Raw genomic sequence first — 21,552 nt, 5'->3', positions numbered from 1 at the left:
GGAGGTGGCAGGCCAAAGGCCTGACGGAGGGGTGTCACCGGTCGCGAGGGGTGCCATCATCTCGGAACGGAGTGCCGCTCCACCATGGCTATCGCCATGGTCCCCCTCCCCAAGCAGAATTTGGGGAGGATTGGCATATCCACGGATCAATGCGCCGCCCCCCAATTCTTGCCGACCCCGATTTCGACGCCCAGCGGCACCGACAGCGACACCGCCGGTTCGGCCGCGCCCGCCATCACTTCGCGGATGACCTTGCCCGCCGCTTCGGCATCGGCTTCGGGCGCTTCGAAGACGAGTTCGTCATGCACCTGGAGCAGCATCCGCACATGGCCGAGCCCTGCGGCGGCGAGCGCGGGTTCCATGCGGACCATGGCGCGCTTGATGATGTCGGCGCTGGTCCCCTGGATCGGTGCGTTGATCGCGGCGCGTTCGGCCCCCTGCCGCTCGCCCTGATTGCGCGAGGCGATGCGCGGGAAATGCGTCTTGCGGCCGAACAGCGTTTCGGTGAACCCCTTCTCGCGCACCGAAGACAGCGTCTCGGCGATATAGCGGTTGATGCCGGGGAAGCGTTCGAAATAGCGGTCGATCATGGCTTGCGCCTCGTCCGCCGACACGTCGAGGCGACCGGCCAGCCCCCAGCGCGAAATGCCGTAGAGGATGGCGAAGTTGATCGTCTTGGCCCGTCCGCGCGTATCGCGATTGACCTCGCCGAACAGTTCTTTGGCGGTCAGGCTGTGGATGTCGTCGCCATTGGCGAACGCATCGCGCAGCGCGGGCACATCGGCCATATGCGCGGCCAGCCGCAGCTCGATCTGCGAATAGTCGGCGGCGATCAGGACATGGCCGTCCTCGGCGATGAACGCCTCGCGCAGCTGTCGCCCGACCTCGGTGCGGATCGGAATGTTCTGGAGGTTCGGCTCGGTCGAGGACAGCCGGCCGGTCTGCGCGCCGGTCAGGCTGTAGCTGGTGTGGACGCGGCCGGTCTTGGGGTTGATCTGCGCCTGGAGCGCGTCGGTATAGGTGCTCTTGAGCTTGGACAGCTGGCGCCATTCCAGGATCTTGCGGACGATCTCCGCCGCCTCGCCGCCATCGCGGGCGAGGCGTTCGAGTTCGGTCACGTCGGTCGAATAGACGCCCGACTTGCCCTTGCGCCCGCCCTTCAGGCCCAGCCGGTCGAACAGGATTTCGCCCAGCTGCTTGGGGCTGCCGATGGTGAAGGGGGTGCCCGCCATCGCATGGATTTCGCCCTCGAGGGCCGCAATCTGTCCGGCGAACTCGGTCGACAGTTGCGAGAGGCGGTCGCGATCGACCTTGATCCCGCGCCGCTCCATGCCCGCGATCACCGGCACCAGCGGCCGGTCGACCATCTCGTACACGCGGGTCGCCTGCTCCATGGGAAGCCGCGCCTTGAACCGCTTCCACAGCCGCAGCGTGACGTCGGCATCCTCGGCGGCGTAGCGGGTGGCGGTCTTCAGATCGACTTCGTGAAAGCCGAGCTGCTTCTTGCCGGTGCCGACCACCTCCTTGAAGGCAAGGCAGGTGTGCGACAGATGCGTCGCGGCCAGCTCATCCATGCCATGGCCGTGCAGCCCCGCATCAAGGTCGAAGCTCATCACGATCGTGTCGTCATGCGGCGCGATGGCGATGCCGCGCTCGCCCAGCACGATCATGTCGAACTTCAGATTCTGGCCGATCTTTAGGACCGACGGGTCCTCGCACAGCGCCTTGATCCGCTCGAGCGCTGCCGCGACCGGAATCTGCACCGGCACTTCGGCCAACAGGTCGGTGCCGCCATGCCCGAGCGGGATATAGCACGCCTTGTTGGGTGCCAGGCACAGGCTGACCCCGACCAGTTCAGCCTGGGTGGCGTCGGTCGAGCTGGTTTCGGTATCGATCGCGACGAAGCCCTGAGCCTGTGCCTCCGCGACCCACTGGTCGAGCGTCTCCAGATCCTGCACCGTGACATAGCCGTCGAGATTGCACGGCTCGTCATCGTCCATCGGGCCGGACGGCGCGGCTTCCCCGGTGGCGGGGGCGGGCGCGGCGTCGTCGGTGATCTGGCCCATCTTGGCGATCAGCGAGCGGAAACCGTGATGCTCCAGGAACGCGCGCAACGGCGCATCCGGGATGGTCGGGTGCAGCGCCAGTTCCTCCAGCGGCTGCGGCAGCGGCGCGTTGCATTCCAGCGTGACCAGCCGCTTCGACAGCCGCGCATTGTCGGCATGTTCGATCAGGTTGTCCCGCAGCTTGCCCTTCTTCATCTCGGGCGCAGCGGCCAGGACGGACTCCAGGTCGCCATGCTCGACGATCAGCTTGGAAGCGGTCTTCGGGCCGACGCCCGGCACACCCGGTACATTGTCGACGCTGTCGCCCATCAGCGCGAGCACATCGCCCAGCTGTTTCGGCCCCACGCCGAACTTCTCGACGACATAAGCCTCGCCCAGACGCCGGTTGTTCATCGTGTCGAGCATGTCGAGGCTGCCATCCTCGACCAGCTGCATCAGGTCCTTGTCGCCCGAGACGATCGTGACCTGCCACCCTTGCGCCATCGCGGCGCGGGCGTAGCAGGCGATCAGGTCGTCGGCCTCCAGCCCCATCTCCTCGATGCAGGGCAGCGAGAAGGCGCGGGTGGCGTCGCGGATCATCGGAAACTGGGGGACCAGATCGGGCGGGGGCGGGGGCCGGTGCGCCTTATACTGGTCGTACATCTCGTTGCGGAAGGTCTTGGACGACTTGTCGAGGACCACCGCCATATGCGTCGGCCCGTCGGCGGCGTTGATCTCGTCCACCAGCTTCCACAGCATGGTGGTATAGCCATAGACCGCCCCCACCGGCTCGCCATGCTTGTTCGTCAGCGGCGGCAGGCGGTGATAGGCGCGGAAGATATAGCCGGAGCCGTCGACGAGATAGAGATGGGGCATGATCCGCGCGGTTTAGCGGAACAGAGAGAGGGTAAACAGCCCCTGATGTTAGCGGTTTTTTGGGGCTGTGGCCGATGGGTCACGCTTGAGCGATGTATGTCGTTGACGCGCCAGGGAGGGCTGTCCCAGGACGTTAAAAAGCAGCGAATGTCTGAAATGGATGGTTAGCTGCCATTCATCGCAAGAGGCGCAAAAGCTATGTCTCGGCAGATCGCAATGAGGTCGGCTCCGTAGGATGGCACGATTACAACCATGGAAACGTCACCAGCGGCAATGCGGGCGGACTGCCGCTCAACAATTGCCGCATGCGCCTTGTGGTATTCCTCGGCGGCTGACGGATGCGGTGGGCTGAAGAGACGCTCAAGGCTGGAATGCTCGTAAGGATATTGGCCGCTGACCACCTCCACCATGGAGATGATGTTGCCTTGTCTGAAATCCTCCATGTGGAGAACCTCAAGTCCCGCAAGTGTAAGCGTGTACTCTTCGCCAGTGGTTTGCTGAAGGAGGATCGTCGCCGTGTCGCTGCCCAGAACGATGCCAGTGATCAGGCCGTCGTGGAAGTCGGAGAATGCGTGAGCCATGGTCTGCCGTAAGGTAGGCAAGGCTATGTCCGCAAGTGGGTGAAACCAGCTATCCGTAACCCTCAGTTCGCCACCGCCACCGGCCCTCTTGGCGGCCCCGCCGCCTCCGCCACCGCCGCCGCGACATTCTGGATCAGCTGTTGCCGCTTGCGGATGTCCTCGGTCGTGTCGCCGATCATCACCGCGATGGCGAAGCGGCGGCCGTCAGGCGCGGTCAGCAGGCCGACATCGTTGAAGCCCGCATTGCGGCGGCCCAGGTCCTGGCCGGTGCCGGTCTTGTGCGCGATGGTCCACCCCGAAGGGACGGCGGCGCGCAGGCGGGCATGGCCGGTGCGCGAGGCCTCCATCGTGTCGATCAGGATGCGGGTCGAGGTTTCGGACAACAACTCGCCGCGTGCCAGCCGCGCCAGCGCATCGGCGATGGCGATCGGTGCGGCGCCATCGGGCGGATCGCTGACATAGGCGTTGAGCGCCGCCGTCCGCGCCGCCGGGTCGAGCCGGTTGCGTGCCGCCTGGAACGCGCCAGCCGCCGCGAAGGCGGGCTGCCAGGTGAGCCCTGCGGTCTTGGCCTGGAGCAGCCGCTCGCCCGGACCGAAGCGGATGTCGCCCAGCCGCTTGTTGGCGATCATCGTGCGCACCGCCTGCGGCCCGCCGACATAGGTCAGCAACCGGTCATTGGCGGTATTGTCGCTCTGGGTCAGCGCACGGGTCAGGAGTTCGCCGACCGTCGTGTGGTATCCGTCGCCCTTGACCAGCATCGCGATCGGCTGGTGAAACAGGGTCAGGTCCTCGCGCCGCACGACGATCGGCTCGTCCAGCCTCGCGCGGCCTTGGTCGCGTAAGGAGAGCAGGGTGATCGCGACCCACAGCTTGGAGACGGATTGCTGCGGCAGGCGCTGGCGTCCGCCGACCTCGACCGTCCAGCCGTCATCGACCGCGCGGACGGCAATGCCCTTCTTGCCCGAAAAGCCGGCGGACAGGCTGTTGATCGTGCTGACCAGTCCGGCGGGGGCGGTGGGCGCGCGGCTGGGGCGGGGCGGGGGCAGCGGCATCGAGACCGCCACCTGCGGCTCGGGCGCGCTGGGGATGTAGGTGGTGGCGCCAGGGCGCGTATCGGTGCCGCACGCCGCCAGAGCCAGAAGAAACCCGACAGGCCAGATACGCAGCCCGCCGCCCAATACTCGCTTCGTCACCGCCATACCCCGCTGAATATCGCTATCTTTACGTGTTGACCGATCGGGGGAAATCCCCCCGCATGGGCCTTGCGACGAAAAGCCGCGTGAGCGCGACAAGATGCGAAACCTTCCAATTCCTCCCTTGCAAGGGGAGGTGGCGCACGGATCGCGTCGGAGGGGGCACCCCTCTCGATAGTGGGACACCCCTCCGTCAGGGCTTCGCCCTGCCACCTCCCCTTGCAGGGGAGGAATCAGGTTTTGCCTTACGGGATCAGGATCGTGTCGACGGCCTCCGGCAGCGTCTCCGGATAATCGAGCGTATAGTGGAGTCCGCGACTTTCCTTGCGGTGGAGCGCGCAGCGGACGATCAGTTCGGCGGTCTGGAGCAGGTTGCGCAGCTCGATCAGGTCGGGCGTGACGCGGAAATGGCCGTAATAGTCGTTGATCTCGTCGGTCAGCATGCGGATGCGATGCTGCGCGCGTTCCAGCCGCTTGGTGGTGCGCACGATGCCGACATAATTCCACATGAAGCGGCGGATTTCGGTCCAGTTCTGCTTGATGACCACCTCTTCGTCCGAATCGGTGACGCGGCTTTCGTCCCAGGCGCGGATGGCCGGGGGCGGGGGCAGGTCGTCCCAATGCTGCGCGATATGGTTCGCGCACGCCTCGCCATAGACGAAGCATTCGAGCAGCGAGTTGGAGGCCAAGCGGTTCGCGCCGTGCAGCCCCGACTGGGTGACCTCGCCCGCCGCATAAAGGCCGGGCAGGTCGGTCCGCCCGTCGCGGTCCACGATCACGCCGCCGCAGGTATAATGCTGGGCGGGCACGACCGGGATCGGCTGCACCGTCATGTCGATGCCCAGGCTCAGCAGCTTTTCATGAATGTTGGGGAAATGCTCGCGGACGAAGGCAGGGGACTGGTGGCTGATGTCGAGATGGACGTAATCGAGGCCCAGCCGCTTGATCTCATGGTCGATCGCGCGCGCCACGATGTCGCGCGGCGCGAGTTCGGCGCGCGGGTCGAGATCGGGCATGAAGCGGTGGCCGGTCTCGGGAATCTTCAAATGCCCGCCTTCCCCGCGAACCGCCTCGGTGATCAGGAAATTCTTGACCTGGGTGTTGTAGAGGCAGGTCGGGTGGAATTGCATGAATTCCATGTTCGACACGCGCGCGCCGGCGCGCCACGCCATGGCGATGCCGTCGCCGGTCGCCCCCTTGGGCGCGGTGGAGAATTGATAGGTGCGCCCCGCGCCCCCGGTCGCCAGGATCGTCGCGCGCGCCTTGTGCACCACGACGCGTCCCGTCCGCCGGTCGACGGCATAGATGCCCCAGACATGGCCCGCCCCCGAATAGCGCATCTCGTGACGGCTGGTCGCCAGGTCGATCGCGACCTGATCGGGGACCATGGTGATGTTGGGATGCGCGTCCGCCGCCTTCAGCAGCGCGTCGAGCACCGCCCAGCCGGTCGCGTCGGCGACATGCACGATGCGACGGTGCGAATGCCCGCCCTCGCGCGTCAGGTGGAGCATGTTGCCCTCGGTCGCGAAGGGCACGCCCAGCTTTTGCAACCGCTCGATCGCGGCCGGCGCGTTCTCGACCACGAATTCGACGGTGGCGCGGTCGTTCAGCCCGGCGCCCGCGACCATCGTATCTTCGATATGGCTGTCGAACGTATCGCCGGGTTCCAGTACGGCTGCGATCCCGCCTTGCGCCCAGGCGGTGGAGCCTTCGTTCAGCTTGCCCTTGGCCAGCACCGTCACCTTGAACCGGTCGGCCAGGTTCAGCGCTGCGGTCAGCCCCGCCGCGCCCGATCCGACGATCAGGATATCGGATTCGGTCATGCGCGGGCTCCTTGGGGCGCGGAACGGGGATACATGACCGCCCTGTGACATGGATGGCGTGGGGAGGACAGGGGGTTCCGCGCCTTGCGATGACGCACGGGTCTTCCCACCTCACCACGCATGCCGCTGGCCCGACCCGATTGGCGCGATCGTCTGCGCGCAGGCATCCCCACGGGGGTGATCGTGGCGGGGCTCGGCTATGCGCTGGTGATCGGGCTGGGCTATGCGCCGCGCCCCGCCTTGCCCACCGCCGCGCTCGACAGTTTTGACGTGACTCCGCCCGCGCCCCCGCCGCCGCCACGTATCCAGCCCAAGAAGGTGCAGACGAACCGCCCGCGCGGGGCCGCGGCGCCACCCAATATCCGCTCGCAGGCGACCGAAGTCGTCGCGCCGCCGCCGATCGTCGTGCTCCCGCCGCCGGTGACGCCGGTCGTCGTCGCGCCGGTGGCGGGGGTCGGGAATGACGCCAGCCAGGGCGCGTCCGATCGGCCCGGGCCGGGCACGGGGGCGGGCGGGATCGGCAACGGCACGGGCAGCGGCGGCTCAGGGGACGGCGATGGTTATGGCGAGGAAACCCCGCCGCGCCGGATCAAGGGGCGGATCAAGGATTCGGACTATCCCGAAGCCGCCGCCCATGCGGGCGCGAGTGGGACGGTGCAGGTCCGCTATTTCGTCAATGTCGATGGCCGGGTCAGCGGCTGCGTGGTGACTCAGAGCAGCGGCAATGCCGCGCTGGATGAGACGACGTGCCGGCTGATCGAGCAGCGATACCGCTACGACCCCTCGCGCGATGCCGGTGGACGGCCGGTGCGGTCGATCATCGTCGTGAATCAGGACTGGGTGTTGGAGCGGGTGCGGGACGAGCGGTGAGGGCGGGGCATGGGCTTCGACTTCGTCGCTATGCGCTGAAGTTTATCCTGAGCGGCTGGCTTGCCAGCTAGCCGAAGGGCTCAGCCTGAAACGGGGTTTGGGAAGAAGAGGTTCGCGCGGAGGCGCGGAGGACGCAGAGATGTTGGGCTTCTGCTCTTCTGAACGCCCCTTGTCGGGAACGTGTTGGGTTAGGGGATGTCCTCTCCCGGCACCAGACATCTCTGCGTCCTCCGCGCCTCCGCGCGAACAAAATCCCTCTGTCCCGCCCCCCGTTCAGCCTGAGCGAAGTCGAAGGCTAAGGGATTCGGCTGATCTTAGGCCCCCACGCTCCGCGTCAGCGACAGGAACACGTCCTCCAGATCGGCTTCCTTGGTCGAGACGTCGACGATCCCATACCCGTCCGCCTGCACCGCCGCGAGCACCTGGCCGGCATTCACCTTGTCCTTGGCATAGGTGATCTCCAGCGTGCGGGCGCCCTTCAGCACGATCTTGCCGAAGCTGGCATGGTCGGGCACCGCCGCGACGTCGCGGTCGACGGTCACCGCGACGATCTTCTCCTGCGCCTTGCCGACCAGTTCGCGGGTCGGCTCGTTGGCGACCAGGCGGCCATGGTTGATGATCGCGATCCGGTCGCACAGCTCCTCGGCCTCTTCCAGATAGTGCGTCGTCAGCACCACCGTCACGCCCTGTTCGTTGAGCGAGCGCACATAGGCCCAGAGTTGCTGGCGAAGCTCGATGTCCACACCCGCCGTCGGTTCGTCGAGCACCAGCACGGGCGGCGAATGGACCATCGCCTTGGCGACCATCAACCGGCGCTTCATGCCGCCCGACAGGGTGCGCGAATAGGCGTTGGCCTTGTCCTCCAGATGCACCGCGCGCAGCAGCTCCATCGAGCGCCGCTGCGCCTTGGGTACGCCGTAGAGCCCGCCCTGGATCTCCAGCGTCTCCAGTGGCGTGAAGAAGGGGTCGAACAGGATTTCCTGGTTGACGATGCCGATCGACGCCTTGGCGTTGCGCGGATGCTGGTCGATGTCGAAGCCCCAGATCGACGCCGAGCCCTCGGTCTTCATCACCAGCCCCGCCAGGATGTTGATGAGCGTCGATTTCCCTGCGCCGTTGGGGCCTAGCAGCCCGAAAATCTGCCCCCTCGGCACGTCAAAGCTGACCCCGTCGAGCGCGCGCTTGCCGCCCTGATAGGTCTTGGCGATGCCCTGGATCGAGATGGCGGCGTCTGTGGAGGCGGTCATGGCGCCGGAGATAGGCCCGTGGGCGCGCGAGGCCAAGCCGAGTTTTCGGGAATTGCACGGTGCTCCACGCCTTGCTATCGCGCGAGCCTATGTTGCCGCCGCCCGAAACCACCCGCGTCACCCAGACCCGCGTCGCTTGCGACGGTGCCACCGATATTCCGGGCGGCGCCGCGCTCGGCCATCCGCGCGTGTGGTTGCAGATCGACGAGACCGGCTATGTCGATTGCGGATACTGCGATCGCCGTTTCGTGCTGATCGGCGGACCGGCGGACGGTGCGGACCAGGCGAGCCTGCCGGATCACGGCGACGGCGCCGGGCGTTAAGCACTAGGTCCGATCGACATTCAGCCTAGAGGGCGCAACTTCCTCCCCTGTAAGGGGAGAGGGACCATGCGTAGCATGGTGGAGGGGTGTCCCCGGTGGCGAGGCGAGGTCCAGACTTGCAACCGGGACACCCCTCCGTCAGGCCTTCGGCCTGCCACCTCCCCTTACAGGGGAGGAATAGGCTGAATGTCGATCCGTCCTAAGCACCCACGCGCATGAGACTCATGCCCCTCCCGCAGACGAGTTTCAGGTCGGTCATGCCCCCGGCATGACCTAAACGATGCTGGGCATCGTTTACCTGAAACTGGGATGGGGGAGGGAACGCCCCAAGCCACAATCTTGGTGAGACTTCATGCCCTCCCCCGGCCCCTCCCGCCTGCGGGAGGGGAGAAGAAGAGGGGGCGGCTTGGAGTTTCAAACCCTGGCCGGGCATCCTATATCCTGGCGATGACCTCGCCTCTCGATCCCCGCTCGTTCCTCTACCGCGACACGCTCGACCCCGACGCCGCGTTGCGCCTCACCGCCAACGCCCTGTCGCGCGCGGACGATGGCGAGCTTTACCTGCAATATAAGCGCTCGGAAGCGTTCGGCTTCGACGACGGCCGGCTGAAGACCGCCAGCTACGACACGCATTCCGGCTTCGGCCTGCGCGCGGTGTCGGGCGAGATGACCGCCTTCGCCCATGCCAATGAACTGTCGGAAGCCGCGATCCAGCGCGCCGCGCAGACCATGGCGCTGATCGATCCGGCCAAGGGTGCCGCCGCACCCCCGCCGCAAGGGACCAACCGGCATCTCTACACCGCGACCGATCCGCTCGACCTGATCCCCTTTGCCGAGAAGGTGTCGCTCTGCCAGACCATCGACGCTGCCGCCCGTGCGCGCGACCCGCGCGTGGTGCAGGTGTCGGTCGGCCTGTCGGGCAGTTGGAGCGTGGTCGAGATCGTCCGCGCCGATGGCTTCGTCGCCACCGATGTCCGGCCGCTGGTGCGGCTGAACATCTCGGTCGTGGTCGAGCAGAATGGTCGGCGCGAGACGGGCAGCTTCGGCATCGGCGGGCGCTACCTGTACGACCGGCTGGTCGCACGTGAGACATGGGAGCGCGGTATCGACGTCGCGCTCAACCAGGCGCTGGTCAATCTCGACTCGGTCGCCGCGCCGGCTGGCGAGATGACCGTGCTGCTCGGGCCCGGCTGGCCGGGCGTGCTGCTGCACGAGGCGATCGGGCACGGACTGGAGGGTGACTTCAACCGCAAGGGCACTTCGGCCTTTTCGGGCCGCATCGGCGAGCGGGTCGCGGCACCCGGCGTCACCGTGGTCGATGACGGCAGCCTCGCCGACCGGCGCGGTTCGCTGTCGATCGATGACGAAGGCACGCCGACGCGCGAGGTCGTGCTGATCGAGGACGGTATCCTGAAGGGTTACATGCAGGACCGGCTCAACGCCCGGCTGATGGGCGTCGCGCCGACCGGCAATGGCCGGCGTGAGAGCTTCGCCCATGCGCCGATGCCGCGCATGACCAACACCTTCATGAAGGGTGGGCAGGACGATCCCGCCGAGCTGCTGTCGCGCGTCAAGAACGGCATCTTCGCCAAGTCCTTCGGCGGCGGGCAGGTCGACATCGTGTCGGGCAAGTTCGTCTTCTCCTGCACCGAGGCCTACCGGATCGAGAACGGCCGCTTAGGCGCGCCGATCAAGGGCGCGACGCTGATCGGCGACGGGCCGAGCGTGCTGACCAAGGTGAAGGGCATCGGCAACGACTTCGCGCTGGACGAGGGTGTCGGGGTCTGCGGCAAGGGCGGCCAGAGCGTGCCCGCCGGTGTGGGCCAGCCGACGCTGCTGGTCGAGGGGCTGACGGTCGGCGGGACCGCGCTGGCGGCGTGAGTCTATTCCTCCCCTGTAAGGAGTGGCAGGTGGATTGCCCCCCAGGCAATCCAGATCATGCCGGGGGCATGATCGACCGGCCACTGGGGACCAGCGAAGCTGGTGGAGGGGTGTCACCCTCTCGCTAGCGGGACACCCCTCCGTCAGGCCTGCGGCCTGCCACCTCCCCTTACAGGGGAGGAATTGGGGTTGGCTAACGTCCCGTGGCCCGCACCTAGCAACAGCGCGATCGCGCCGCCGCCGATCAGGTTGCCCAGCGTCGACAGCGCCAGATTATGCGCAATCCCGCTGATCGGCACCGCCGCCGGATCAAGCGCCCAGCCGAGCGGCAGCAGCGTCATGTTGGCGATCGAATGTTCGAGCCCGGCGGCAACGAACAGCGTGATCGGCGCAATCACCGCGACGATCTTGCCCGCGACCGTCGTCGCCCCGCTCGCCATCCAGACCGCGAGGCAGACCAGCATATTGGCGAGGATGCCCGAGGCGATCAGCGTGCCGTCCGACTTGGCGACCTTCGACATGGCGGTCTCACGCGCGACGGCGGCGACCGCGCCGTCAACCGCTTCCGCCCCGCCCGCCGCGACGAACAGCGCGACGACGATCAGGCTGCCGACCAGATTGGCGAGCCACACCAGCCCCAGCGCCCTGGCCAGGCCGGCCCCCGTCACGCGGCCCTGGGCGAGCGGTAGCGACAGCATGGCATGGCCGGTGAACAGATGCGCACCGGTCACCATCACCAGCATCAGTCCGGCGGAAAAGGCCAGCCCGGCGAGCAGATGCGTCGCGCCTGCGCCCGATGGCATGCCGGCGCTCGCGACCAGATAGGCGATGCCGCCAAAGCCGATCTGCAATCCTGCCGCGATGCCCAGCCACAGCGCCGGCAGGGTCCCCGCCGATCCGCGCTCGGCCAGCGCATCGGCTACCGTGTCGGCCAGTGGTTCGCCGGTCGTGTCGGCCATGATCCTCTCCCTGCCTGTCGCTTGTCGACAGGCCAACCGGCGGCGCGCAGCTTTGCTCCCTGTGCGTGCCCGAAAATTGGGCAGCGGTCGCGTCGTGCTGATTTTTTGACGCCCGAAATCCGGCCATTGCCGGCCGTCGCATGGTGCCGATGCGGAAAAGTCACCAATTTATGAACTGGCACACCCTTTGCAGATGATGCCGGCAGGTAACGCAAAGGGGGCGCAATGAAGCTGATCATTGCCATCATCAAGCCGTTCAAGCTGGACGAAGTGCGCGAGGCACTGACCACCTTGGGTGTGGCGGGCATGACGGTCACCGAGGTCAAGGGGTTCGGACGCCAGAAGGGGCAGACCGAAATCTATCGCGGGGCCGAGTACAGCACCAACATGGTGCCCAAGATCAAGATCGAGGTGGTCTGTGCCACCGAGATCGCCGACCGCGTCGTCGAAGCCATCCAGTCCGCCGCCAACACGGGCGCGATCGGCGACGGCAAGATCTTCATGCTCGATGTCGGCCAGGCCGTGCGCATCCGCACCGGCGAAACCGACGACTCCGCGCTTTGAGAAGGGGGGATTTGATGAAGCACCTCACGCGACTGGCGAGCGGGGCGACCGGCCTCGGCATCGCCCTCTTCGCCGCCTTGCCCGCCTGGGCGCAGGACGCCGCCGCGCTCCAGTCGCCCGCCACCGCCGCGCCCGCCGCGACGGTGAACAAGGGCGACACCGCCTGGATGATGACCTCGACCGTCCTGGTCATGATGATGATCCTGCCGGGCCTGGCGTTGTTCTATGGCGGCCTGACCCGCGCGAAGAACATGCTGTCCACCATGACCCAGATCGGCGCGGCCGCCTGCCTCGCGATGCTGATCTGGGTGATGTACGGCTATAGCCTGGCCTTCGGGCCGGACGTGTCGGGGGGCGCGTCCAACTTCATCGCCGGTCTGGGCAAGGCGTTCCTGAAGGGCGTCACGCCCGCCAGCCAGGCGGCGACCTTCACCGCCGGCGTCGAAATCCCCGAATATGTCTTCATCTGTTTCCAGATGACCTTCGCCGCGATCACCGCCGCGCTGGTCTTGGGCTCGGTGGTCGAGCGGATGAAGTTCTCGGCGGTGATGGCGTTCGTCGCGGTGTGGCTGACCATCACCTATTTCCCCATCGCGCACATGGTGTGGGCGGCGTCGGGCCTGTTCTTCAAGGCGGGGGCGCTCGATTTCGCGGGCGGCACGGTGGTGCACATCAATGCCGGCGTCTCGGCGCTAGTCGCCTCGCTGATCCTGGGCAAGCGTCTCGGCTATCCGACCACGCCGATGCCGCCGCACTCGCTGACGCTGACCGGTGTCGGCACCGGCCTGCTCTGGGTCGGCTGGTTCGGCTTCAATGCCGGCTCGGCGCTGGAGGCCAATGGCTCGGCGGGTCTGGCGATGATCAACACCTTCGTCGCGACCGCCAGCGGTGGCCTGTTCTGGATGCTCGCCGAGCGTGTGGCGGGGCATAAGGGTTCGGCGCTGGGCTTCTGCTCGGGCATCGTTGCCGGCCTGGTCGCGGTCACCCCGGCGGCGGGCAATTCGGGCCCCTTCGGCGCGATCGTGCTGGGCGCCATCGCCAGCGTGATCTGCTTCTACGCGGTGTCGGTGCTCAAGCCCAAACTCGGCTATGACGATGCGCTCGACGCCTTTGGTGTGCACGGCATCGGCGGCATGGTCGGTGCGATCGGCACCGCCGTGGTCTATTCGCCCGCGCTGGGCGGCCCGGGTGCCGCGGATTACGACATGGGCGCCAAGCTGCTGGTCCAGCTGGGCGCGGTCGCCACCACCATCGTCTGGGCGACGATCGGCACCGTGATCGCCATGTATGTCGCCAAGGCGCTGACCGGCCTGCGTGTCTCGAAGGATGTCGAGCAGGAAGGCCTCGACCTCGGCGAGCATGGCGAGCGTGCCTACAACTGATTTCTGATCGGGCGCGGGGGCACGAGAACCCCCGCTCCCCACGATGTTCCTCCTGCGGACGACCTAAGCCCGGTGCGGCAACGCACCGGGCATTTTTTGTGGGTGGGGGCAGTGTCCACCTCCGTTCAGCCTGAGCGAAGTCGAAGGCCACGCCATGCCCTATCGACAACCGCAATCCCGTGCACTTCGACTTCGGCGTGAGGCGCCGAAGTTTACCCTGAGCGGCTGGCTTGCCAGCCAGCCGAAGGGCTCAGTGCGAACGGAGGTTGGGGATGGGTGGAACGGAAGTTGAAGGAAGGTTGGGAGTCTTTACCGCCCCTTCGGCCCCGCCGGCTGCGCCTTGGCCTGTGCCGCCTTGGCCGCTTCATACTCGTCGAAGGTGCGCGACAGCAGCGCCTGGGCCTCCGCCTCGGTCACCTTGCCGTCCTTGTTCGCATCGGCCTTTTCGAACCACAGGTCGGCGAGGCGCTGGGCGTGGACCGCGTCGATCTTCTGCTTGCCCGCGCCCATGCGCAGGATCGCGGCCTTCACCTCGGCCTTGGACAGCGCGCCGTCCTTGTTGGTGTCGCGCGCCTTGAACTCGCGCGAGAATTTGGCGGCGGCGGAGGCACGGGTGTCCTGCTGCGCCAGAGCGGGGACGGCCAGCGTGGCGGCGATCAGGCCGGTGACGAGGAAACGGGTCATGGAAAAGGCTCCTGAACGGATCATCACCGCCGCTCCTGACGGCCTTTGGCTGTCGGCGCAATGAACGAGCGGGGGAACGAGTCCAACCGAAGGTTGCGTGGACGCGCCGCAGCGCATAGGGGCCGGGTCAAATCCATCCCTCTTCATCAAGGACTTTGCCGTGAGCGAAGATATCAAGCGCGTCGTCCTCGCCTATTCGGGCGGCCTCGACACCAGCGTCATCCTCAAGTGGCTGCAGCAGCATTATGGCTGCGAGGTCGTGACCTTCACCGCCGATCTGGGCCAGGGCGAAGAGCTGGAGCCCGCACGCAAGAAGGCGGAGATGGCGGGCGTGAAGCCCGAGCATATCTTCATCGACGATCTGCGCGAGGAGTTCGTCAAGGATTACGTCTTCCCGATGATGCGCGCCAACGCGCTCTATGAGGGGCTGTACCTGCTCGGCACCTCGATCGCGCGGCCGCTGATCGCCAAGCGCCAGATCGAGATCGCCAAGATGGTCAATGCCGACGCGGTCAGCCACGGCGCGACCGGCAAGGGCAACGACCAGGTCCGCTTCGAGCTGGGCTATTATGCGCTGAACCCGGACATCAAGGTCATCGCACCGTGGCGCGAATGGGACCTGACCAGCCGCACCAAGCTGATCGAGTTCGCCGAGGCGCACCAGATCCCGGTGTCGAAGGACAAGCGCGGCGAGGCGCCCTTCTCGACCGACGCGAACCTGCTGCACACCTCGTCCGAGGGCAAGGTGCTGGAGGACCCGTGGGATGAGGTCCCCGATTATGTCTATTCGCGCACGGTCAATCCGGAAGACGCGCCCGACCAGCCCGAAACAATCACCATCGATTTTGAGCGGGGCGACGGCGTCGCGCTGAACGGCGAGGCCTGCTCGCCCGCGACCCTGCTGACCAAGCTGAACGAGCTGGGCCGCAAGCACGGCATCGGCCGCCTCGACCTGGTCGAGAACCGCTTTGTCGGCATGAAGAGCCGCGGCATGTACGAGACGCCGGGCGGCACCATCTATGCGCTGGCGCACCGGGGCATCGAGCAGATCACGCTCGACCGGGGTGCGGCGCATCTGAAGGACGAACTGGCGCCGCGCTATGCCGAGCTGGTCTATAACGGCTTCTGGTTCTCGCCGGAGCGCGAGATGCTGCAGGCCGCCGTCAACTACAGCCAGGAAAAGGTGACCGGCACCGTCCGCCTGAAGCTGTACAAGGGACAGGCGATCGTCACGGGCCGCAAGTCGCCCTATTCGCTCTATTCGGAAAAGGTCGTCACCTTCGAGGACGATCAGGGCGCGTACGACCAGCGCGACGCGGCGGGCTTCATCAAGCTCAACGCGCTGCGCCTGCGCCTGCTGGGCCGTCGCGACCGGATCTGATTTCGGTCGGACCGCGATAGGGAAGGGGCGGACGGGGCGACCTGTCCGCCCCTTTTTCGTTCGGGGTATGAAGTGCGTGCGGGATCACGGCGACTCAAGCCCCTCCCCTTCAGGAGTGGCAGGTCGTTCATGCCCCTGGCATGACCTGAACGATGCGGGGCATCGTTTACCTGCCACTGGGTTGGGGTGGGGCCTCTCCACAGGCGCACGGTTTGCGGAAGCGCCCCACCCCCGTCCCCTCCCCTGAAGGGGAGGGGTGATTTGGCCTCAGGGTCATCTAGCTCCTTAGAGCAGCGCGTTCACCGCTTCCATGAAGCGCATCAGGCTGATCGGCTTGGAGACATAGGCGTCCGCGCCCGCCGCGCGGATGCGGTCCTCGTCCTCGCGGCCGGCATAGGCGGTGACCGCCATCACGGGGATGCGGCGCAGCTCCTCGTCCGCCTTTAGCTCCAGGATCAGTTCATAGCCGGTGACGTGCGGCATCTGGATGTCCATGATGATCAGGTCGGGCTGGAATTCGCGCGCGCAGGCGACCGCCTCGCGCCCGTCGCGCACCGGCTCGGCGGTGAAGCCGTGCGCGCGCAAAAGGTCGCAGAAGAGTTTCAGATTGAGTTCGTTGTCCTCGACAACGAGCACCTTTCTTGCCACGCCCGCTCCACCAGTCACCAGGGACGACGATAGGCAATGCCCGCACCGGATACAATCGAGCGCGCCATGAACCTGGCGCTTCAGGCGCTGGCCTGGACGCTGGAAAGCCCCGCACGGGCCGAACGCCTGCTGGCGCTGACCGGCCTGTCGCCCGTCGAGCTGCGCGCAGGGGCGGGCGAGCCGGGGGTGCTGGCCGCGATCCTGACCTTTTTGGAGGCGCACGAGGCCGATCTGGTCGCCTGTGCCGACGCGCTGGACGAACGACCCGAGGCGCTGGTCGCCGCCCGCCGGGTGTTGGAGGACGCATGAAGCCGCTGCTGATCTGTGATTGTGACGAAGTGCTGGTCCATATGGTGCGGCATTTCCGCAGCTGGCTGGACGAGGCGCATGACATGGACTTCGCGCTCGACACCCATGACTTCTTCGGATCGATGACCCGGCGCGATGGCGGCCCCGCGCCGAGCCAGGCCGAGGCCTGGGATCTGCTGCACGGCTTCTTCCCCGGCCAGATGGAGCGCCAGACGCTGGTACCCCACGCCGCCGAGGCGCTGGCCGCGTTGGCTGCGCAGGCCGATATCGTCATCCTGACCAATCTGATCGAGGAGTGCCGGACCCCGCGCATCGAACAGCTCGCGCGCTTCGGCATCCATCATCATGTCCAGTGCAATACGGGCGGCAAGGGCGCGCCGGTGGCCAGGCTGGTCGCCGAGCATGGCGATCCCGTCACCGTCTTCGTCGACGATCTGGCGCAGCATCACGCCTCGGTCGCCGAACACGCCCCGCAGGTCCACCGGCTGCACATGGTGTCCGAGCCCGAAATGGCGCCGCATGTCGCCCCCGCGCCGCACGCCCATGCGCGTATCGACGACTGGCGCGAGGCGGAACGCTGGATCGCCGCGCGTTTCGCCGAGGGGCGTCCCGCCACGGCTTGACCGGCGGGGTGGCCTCGCGCCATGTCTGCGCGCATGACCACGCATATCGATCGCGCGCTCGAGCAGCTCGGCCTCACCCTGCCGGAGGCTGCCGCCCCCGTCGCCGCCTATGTCCCCGTCGTCGAGGCGGGCGGGCTTCTCCACATTTCGGGCCAGCTGCCCTTTATCGATGGCCAGCTGGTCACCGGTCGGCTGGGCGAGGGCGTCTCGCTGGACGACGGGCAGAAGGCGGCGCAGGCGTGCGGCCTGATGCTGGTCGCGCAGATCAAGAAGCATCTCGGCGGCGACCTGTCGCGCGTGAAGCGGATCGTGAAGCTGGGCGTGTTCGTCAATTCGGCGGGCGACTTCACCGACCAGCCCAAGGTGGCGAACGGCGCGTCCGAGCTGATGGTGTCGCTGTTCGGCGATGCCGGGCGTCATGCGCGCTCGGCGGTCGGCGTGCCGGTGTTGCCGCTGGGGGCGGCGGTGGAAGTCGACGCGATCGTCGAGCTGGGGTGATTTTGGGGGATGGGTCGTTGAGCGTGTAGCTCGCGGCCCTTCCCTCCCCCATCCCCTCCCGCCTGCGGGAGGGGCGTGTTGTTTGGCTGGAGGTGGGATTCCTCGTTAGCTTCTAGCCGCACCCCTCCCGCAGGCGGGAGGGGATGGGGGAGGGCCCTCGCCCCAAGCGACATCGCCACCCCCTTGTCCCACCCCACCCAACACCGCATATCCAGACGCGATGACCACCGCCATCGCGCGTATCCTGTCCGGCGCCGCCGCCCTGTCCCCCGATGCGTGGGACGCCTGCGCGGGCACCGCCAACCCCTTCGTCTCCCACGCCTTCCTCACCGCGCTGGAGGAATCGCACAGCGTCGGCGGCCATTCGGGCTGGACCCCCGCCCCGATCGTCATCGACGGCCCGGACGGCCAGCCCGCCGCCATCGCCCCGGCCTATCTGAAGGCGCATAGCCAGGGCGAATATGTCTTCGACCATGGCTGGGCCGATGCCTGGGAGCGGGCGGGAGGACGCTATTACCCCAAGCTCCAGATCGCCGCGCCCTTCTCACCGGTTCCCGGACCGCGCCTGCTGCTGCGCGACCCCGCGCTGGCGCCCGCGCTGATCGCCGCGATCGAGGCGGTGACCGACCAGAACGAGCTGTCCTCCGCGCACGTCACCTTCGTTACCCCCGAACAGCTGCCGCATTTTGAGGCGGCGGGCTGGCTGATTCGCGAGGGCGTGCAGTTCCACTGGCATAATGACGGATATGCCGGTTTCGACGATTTCTTGGCGGCGCTCGCCAGCCGCAAGCGCAAGGCGATCCGCAAGGAACGCGCCGCCGCCGTCGAGGGGCTGACCATCCGCCATCTGTCGGGCGGCGAGATTCGCCCCGAGCATTGGGACGCCTTCTGGACCTTCTACCAGGATACGGGCAGCCGCAAATGGGGCCGGCCGTACCTGACCCGCGCCGCGTTCGACCGGATCGGTGAGCGGCTGGGCGACAAGGTGCTGCTGATCCTGGCCGAGCGGGACGGCGTGCCGATCGCGGGCGCACTGAACTTGATCGGCGCGGATACGCTCTATGGCCGCTATTGGGGCGCGACCGAGGAGGTACCCTTCCTCCATTTCGAGCTCTGCTATTATCAGGCGATCGACGCCGCCATCGCGCGCGGGTTGAAGACGGTCGAGGCCGGCGCGCAGGGTGAACACAAGCTGGCGCGCGGTTATGTCCCCGTGCCGACCTACTCGGCGCATTACATCCCGCACCCGGCCTTTCGTCGCGCAGTCGCCGAATTCGTCGTACGCGAACGCGAGGCCATCGCCGCCGAAAGCGAGTTTCTGGGCGAACTCACGCCCTTCCGGCGGGGCTGACGCCGCTTAATCGTCGTCCTTGTCGGGCGGGGTGCTGCGCCGCGCGGGGGGCGGGCGGCGATCGTCCTCGGGGTTGGGCTTGCTCAGAATCTCATACGCTGTGGGGTCGATGATCGGCCGGCGATCGTCGATCCGGTAGAGCACGTCGCGGCCCGAGCGCCAGATCGGCGTCATGCCCCGCGTCAGCGCCTCGTCATAGCGCGGCGGATGGACCAGCCAGACATAGTCGAACGCATCGCGCGGCAACAGCTTGAGCGCGGTATCGATCGGCCGCCACCATTGGCCGCGACAGCGCCGCTGGGTCACGATTTCCGACGGGTCGTGCGCGAACCGCTTGGCGGGGGCATAGCGCACGGTCAGCAACTGCCCGCCCGCCATCGACCATTGGTCGTTGGCATAGGCGAGCTTCCTCTCCAGCGCGAGGCCGGCGACATGCTCCAGCCGGCTCGACGGCCAGACATCGGCGCAATATTGGCGGCCCACGAAGGTCAGCAGGCGCGCGCGCGGCGGCACATGATCGAGCGCGGTCAGCACCCGGTCATAGTCGTTGCTGTACATCACATAGCTGACCGTGGTCGCCCCGATCCGCACCACGAAAAACAGCAGCCCGACGATCGCCAGCGTCGACGCGCCTCGGAAGGACAGCCCGCGCCGGGGCCGCAGCGCGATCAGTGCGATGGCCAGCACGAAGGGGGCGAGGCGCATATCGGCATAGGCCGAACCGAAGACGATGCGCGGCAGCAAGATATAGACGACCGCCAGGAACGCCGCCGACAGCACCAGATTGCGCGAATATTCGACCCGCTCGTCGCGCACACCCTTGAGCAGCACGAGGAACAGCACGGTCACCGACGCCAGGTCGAACGCCATCCAACGATCGCGCAGCGCCATCGTCACCCAGTTGATCTTCCAGCGCCAGTTGAACCAGTCGCCGGTCTGCCCCGTGACATGCTCGCCCGAGCGCCACAGCACCATCAGCACCATCGGCAGCGCCAGCGGGATACAGCCGATGCCGGCGTGGAAGGCGGATTCGATCCACCCCTTCACACCGTGCGCGCCGCGCGCCCGGCGGATGTCGTGCTGGCGGATCAGCTCGGCCGAAAAGGCGAGCACACCCAGCACACCCCAGCCAAAGGTGTGCGCCAGCCACAACAGGCAGGATAGCGGCACGAACAGCACCATGCGCAACCGCACCGCGCCCAGCCGCCCCATGCGCAGCCACAGCGCGAACAGGTTGAGCGCCAGCGCCATCGACAGCGCGAAGTTCACGAATCCGAACTGGAAGGGATAGCTATAGGCCAGCGGCAGCGCGAACAGCGCGGTGGCGGGAATGCGCCCCTGCACCTCGCGCGCGATCCACAGCAGGCCGGTGACGGTCAGCACCGGGATCGCCATGACGATCAGCTTGACCGCCAGCTCCAGCCCGAAGATCGGCGCCAGCGGCTCGATCAGCAGGTCGATGCCCAGATTGCCGATCATCTGCCATTCGAAATGATACCACCCCGACAGCCAGGGCTGGTTCGCATAGTCCAGCTGGACCCGGTAGCGGCCCATATGGCCGGGCAGATCGACCAGCGGCGGCACGGTCGGCCAGATGAGCGGCACGGCGGCGAGCAGCGCCATCGCCGCCACGAACCACCGCGTCTGCCACCAGTTGAGCTTTCCCCCATTCATGCCGCCGGGCCTAGCGGATCGAAGGGGGCTTGGACAAGACGAACGCTGGTGCCGGTGCGATGAGTTGTTGGGGCGGCGACATATTGGCGCGCGGATTCGGGCGCGCGCGTGGGTAGGGTGTCGGTCGGGTCGAGGGAGTGAGAGGGTCAGGATCGAGTCGCTCGCCCGCTCCACGCCATCCCGAGAACCCCCACCTCCGTTCACGCTGAGCGAAGTCGAAGCGCACGCCCCGCCGCTGCCGCATGGCGTGGCCTTCGACTTCGCTCAGGCTGAACGGGGGGTGTGCATGCGGGGCGGTAGGGAGCCCGTAGCTGAATGGGGCGCGCTTCCCGGAATGGTGCGATGAACCCTTCCCCTGCCCGAACAGAGGCATACCGTCCCACCTCCGTTCACGCTGAGCGAAGTCGAAGCGCATGTCCCGCCGCCGCCGCACGGCGTGGCCTTCGACCTCGCTCAGGCTGAACGGAGGGTAGGTATGTGGGGCGGTAGGGAGCCCGTAGCTGAATGGGGCGCACTTCCCGAAATGGTGCGATGAACCCTTCCCCTGCCCGAACAGAGGCATACCGCCCCACCTCCGTTCACGCTGAGCGAAGTCGAAGCGCACGCCCTACCGCCGCCGCACGGCGTGGCCTTCGACTGC

Annotated in this window: 19 protein-coding genes; 10 read left to right on the top strand and 9 right to left on the bottom strand. The window is 67.0% G+C overall.

Annotation, left to right across the window (positions count from 1 at the left end):
- Positions 1-146 precede the first annotated feature (146 nt).
- The 4 genes from polA to nadB all read right to left on the bottom strand — a co-directional run bounded on the left by polA (position 147) and on the right by nadB (position 6,518).
- On the bottom strand, positions 147-2,921 hold the full coding sequence (gene polA / locus ACQHGV_RS14825; RefSeq protein WP_440978761.1) for a DNA polymerase I: 2,775 nt from the start codon (positions 2,919-2,921) through the stop codon (positions 147-149).
- A 164-nt stretch (positions 2,922-3,085) separates the two neighbouring features.
- Positions 3,086-3,502, bottom strand: a complete 417-nt coding sequence (locus ACQHGV_RS14820; protein ID WP_294273997.1) for a hypothetical protein — start codon at positions 3,500-3,502, stop codon at positions 3,086-3,088.
- 62 nt (positions 3,503-3,564) lie between these two features.
- The gene (locus ACQHGV_RS14815) at positions 3,565-4,701 is read right to left on the bottom strand and encodes a serine hydrolase (protein ID WP_440978760.1); all 1,137 of its coding nucleotides are present in this window, start codon (positions 4,699-4,701) and stop codon (positions 3,565-3,567) included.
- Between the two features lie 239 nt (positions 4,702-4,940).
- A complete protein-coding gene (nadB, locus tag ACQHGV_RS14810) occupies positions 4,941-6,518 on the bottom strand; it encodes an L-aspartate oxidase (RefSeq protein ID WP_183952977.1) in 1,578 nt (525 codons plus the stop codon).
- Positions 6,519-6,638: 120 nt separating this feature from the next.
- Between nadB and ACQHGV_RS14805 the strand changes: the two genes are divergently transcribed.
- Positions 6,639-7,388, top strand: a complete 750-nt coding sequence (locus ACQHGV_RS14805) for an energy transducer TonB (RefSeq protein WP_440978759.1) — start codon at positions 6,639-6,641, stop codon at positions 7,386-7,388.
- Between the two features lie 314 nt (positions 7,389-7,702).
- Here the strand turns inward: ACQHGV_RS14805 and ACQHGV_RS14800 are convergent, their stop codons facing one another.
- Positions 7,703-8,635 (bottom strand): ABC transporter ATP-binding protein, encoded by a 933-nt coding sequence (locus ACQHGV_RS14800; RefSeq protein ID WP_183952979.1) that lies wholly within the window; start codon positions 8,633-8,635, stop codon positions 7,703-7,705.
- A gap of 89 nt (positions 8,636-8,724) precedes the next feature.
- Here ACQHGV_RS14800 and ACQHGV_RS14795 point away from each other — a divergent pair, with 89 nt between their 5' ends.
- Positions 8,725-8,958, top strand: coding sequence for a zinc-finger domain-containing protein (locus tag ACQHGV_RS14795; RefSeq protein ID WP_183952980.1), 234 nt, complete (start codon positions 8,725-8,727; stop codon positions 8,956-8,958).
- A gap of 447 nt (positions 8,959-9,405) precedes the next feature.
- Positions 9,406-10,839, top strand: coding sequence for a metalloprotease TldD (tldD, locus tag ACQHGV_RS14790; RefSeq protein ID WP_440978758.1), 1,434 nt, complete (start codon positions 9,406-9,408; stop codon positions 10,837-10,839).
- Positions 10,840-10,982: 143 nt separating this feature from the next.
- Here the strand turns inward: tldD and ACQHGV_RS14785 are convergent, their stop codons facing one another.
- Positions 10,983-11,798, bottom strand: a complete 816-nt coding sequence (locus tag ACQHGV_RS14785) for a formate/nitrite transporter family protein (RefSeq protein WP_440978757.1) — start codon at positions 11,796-11,798, stop codon at positions 10,983-10,985.
- A gap of 225 nt (positions 11,799-12,023) precedes the next feature.
- Between ACQHGV_RS14785 and ACQHGV_RS14780 the strand changes: the two genes are divergently transcribed.
- Positions 12,024-12,362: a P-II family nitrogen regulator gene (locus ACQHGV_RS14780; protein ID WP_183952983.1), complete on the top strand. Its 339-nt coding sequence runs from the start codon at positions 12,024-12,026 to the stop codon at positions 12,360-12,362.
- A 14-nt stretch (positions 12,363-12,376) separates the two neighbouring features.
- Positions 12,377-13,744 carry an ammonium transporter gene (locus tag ACQHGV_RS14775; RefSeq protein WP_440978756.1) on the top strand — a complete coding sequence of 456 codons (1,368 nt, stop codon included), beginning with the start codon at positions 12,377-12,379 and terminating at the stop codon, positions 13,742-13,744.
- 309 nt (positions 13,745-14,053) lie between these two features.
- Here the strand turns inward: ACQHGV_RS14775 and ACQHGV_RS14770 are convergent, their stop codons facing one another.
- Positions 14,054-14,428, bottom strand: coding sequence for an EF-hand domain-containing protein (locus tag ACQHGV_RS14770; protein WP_440978755.1), 375 nt, complete (start codon positions 14,426-14,428; stop codon positions 14,054-14,056).
- A 160-nt stretch (positions 14,429-14,588) separates the two neighbouring features.
- On the opposite strand from ACQHGV_RS14770, the gene ACQHGV_RS14765 reads away from it, so the two are divergent.
- Complete coding sequence (locus ACQHGV_RS14765) at positions 14,589-15,809, top strand: argininosuccinate synthase (RefSeq protein ID WP_007406430.1); 1,221 nt, start codon at positions 14,589-14,591, stop codon at positions 15,807-15,809.
- 285 nt (positions 15,810-16,094) lie between these two features.
- Here the strand turns inward: ACQHGV_RS14765 and ACQHGV_RS14760 are convergent, their stop codons facing one another.
- Complete coding sequence (locus ACQHGV_RS14760; RefSeq protein WP_409791331.1) at positions 16,095-16,457, bottom strand: response regulator; 363 nt, start codon at positions 16,455-16,457, stop codon at positions 16,095-16,097.
- Positions 16,458-16,523: 66 nt separating this feature from the next.
- Between ACQHGV_RS14760 and ACQHGV_RS14755 the strand changes: the two genes are divergently transcribed.
- From ACQHGV_RS14755 to ACQHGV_RS14740, 4 genes are all read left to right on the top strand, one after another.
- Positions 16,524-16,766, top strand: coding sequence for a DUF3572 family protein (locus ACQHGV_RS14755; protein ID WP_440978754.1), 243 nt, complete (start codon positions 16,524-16,526; stop codon positions 16,764-16,766).
- Positions 16,763-17,389 carry an HAD family hydrolase gene (locus tag ACQHGV_RS14750; RefSeq protein ID WP_440978753.1) on the top strand — a complete coding sequence of 209 codons (627 nt, stop codon included), beginning with the start codon at positions 16,763-16,765 and terminating at the stop codon, positions 17,387-17,389. The genes ACQHGV_RS14755 and ACQHGV_RS14750 overlap by 4 nt, the downstream gene beginning before the upstream one ends.
- Before the next feature lie 33 nt (positions 17,390-17,422).
- On the top strand, positions 17,423-17,887 hold the full coding sequence (locus tag ACQHGV_RS14745; protein WP_183952989.1) for a RidA family protein: 465 nt from the start codon (positions 17,423-17,425) through the stop codon (positions 17,885-17,887).
- A gap of 220 nt (positions 17,888-18,107) precedes the next feature.
- Positions 18,108-19,238 carry a GNAT family N-acetyltransferase gene (locus tag ACQHGV_RS14740; protein ID WP_440978752.1) on the top strand — a complete coding sequence of 377 codons (1,131 nt, stop codon included), beginning with the start codon at positions 18,108-18,110 and terminating at the stop codon, positions 19,236-19,238.
- Positions 19,239-19,244: 6 nt separating this feature from the next.
- Here ACQHGV_RS14740 and ACQHGV_RS14735 read toward each other — a convergent pair whose 3' ends face one another.
- The gene (locus ACQHGV_RS14735; protein ID WP_440978751.1) at positions 19,245-20,912 is read right to left on the bottom strand and encodes a hypothetical protein; all 1,668 of its coding nucleotides are present in this window, start codon (positions 20,910-20,912) and stop codon (positions 19,245-19,247) included.
- Between the last annotated feature and the right edge of the window lie 640 nt (positions 20,913-21,552).

The organism is Sphingomonas pseudosanguinis, assembly GCF_052056765.1.
Taxonomy (GTDB): Bacteria; Pseudomonadota; Alphaproteobacteria; order Sphingomonadales; family Sphingomonadaceae; genus Sphingomonas; species Sphingomonas pseudosanguinis.
The sequence above is the reverse complement of the archived record's forward strand: the minus strand, read 5'-3'. Positions and strand labels throughout refer to the sequence as shown.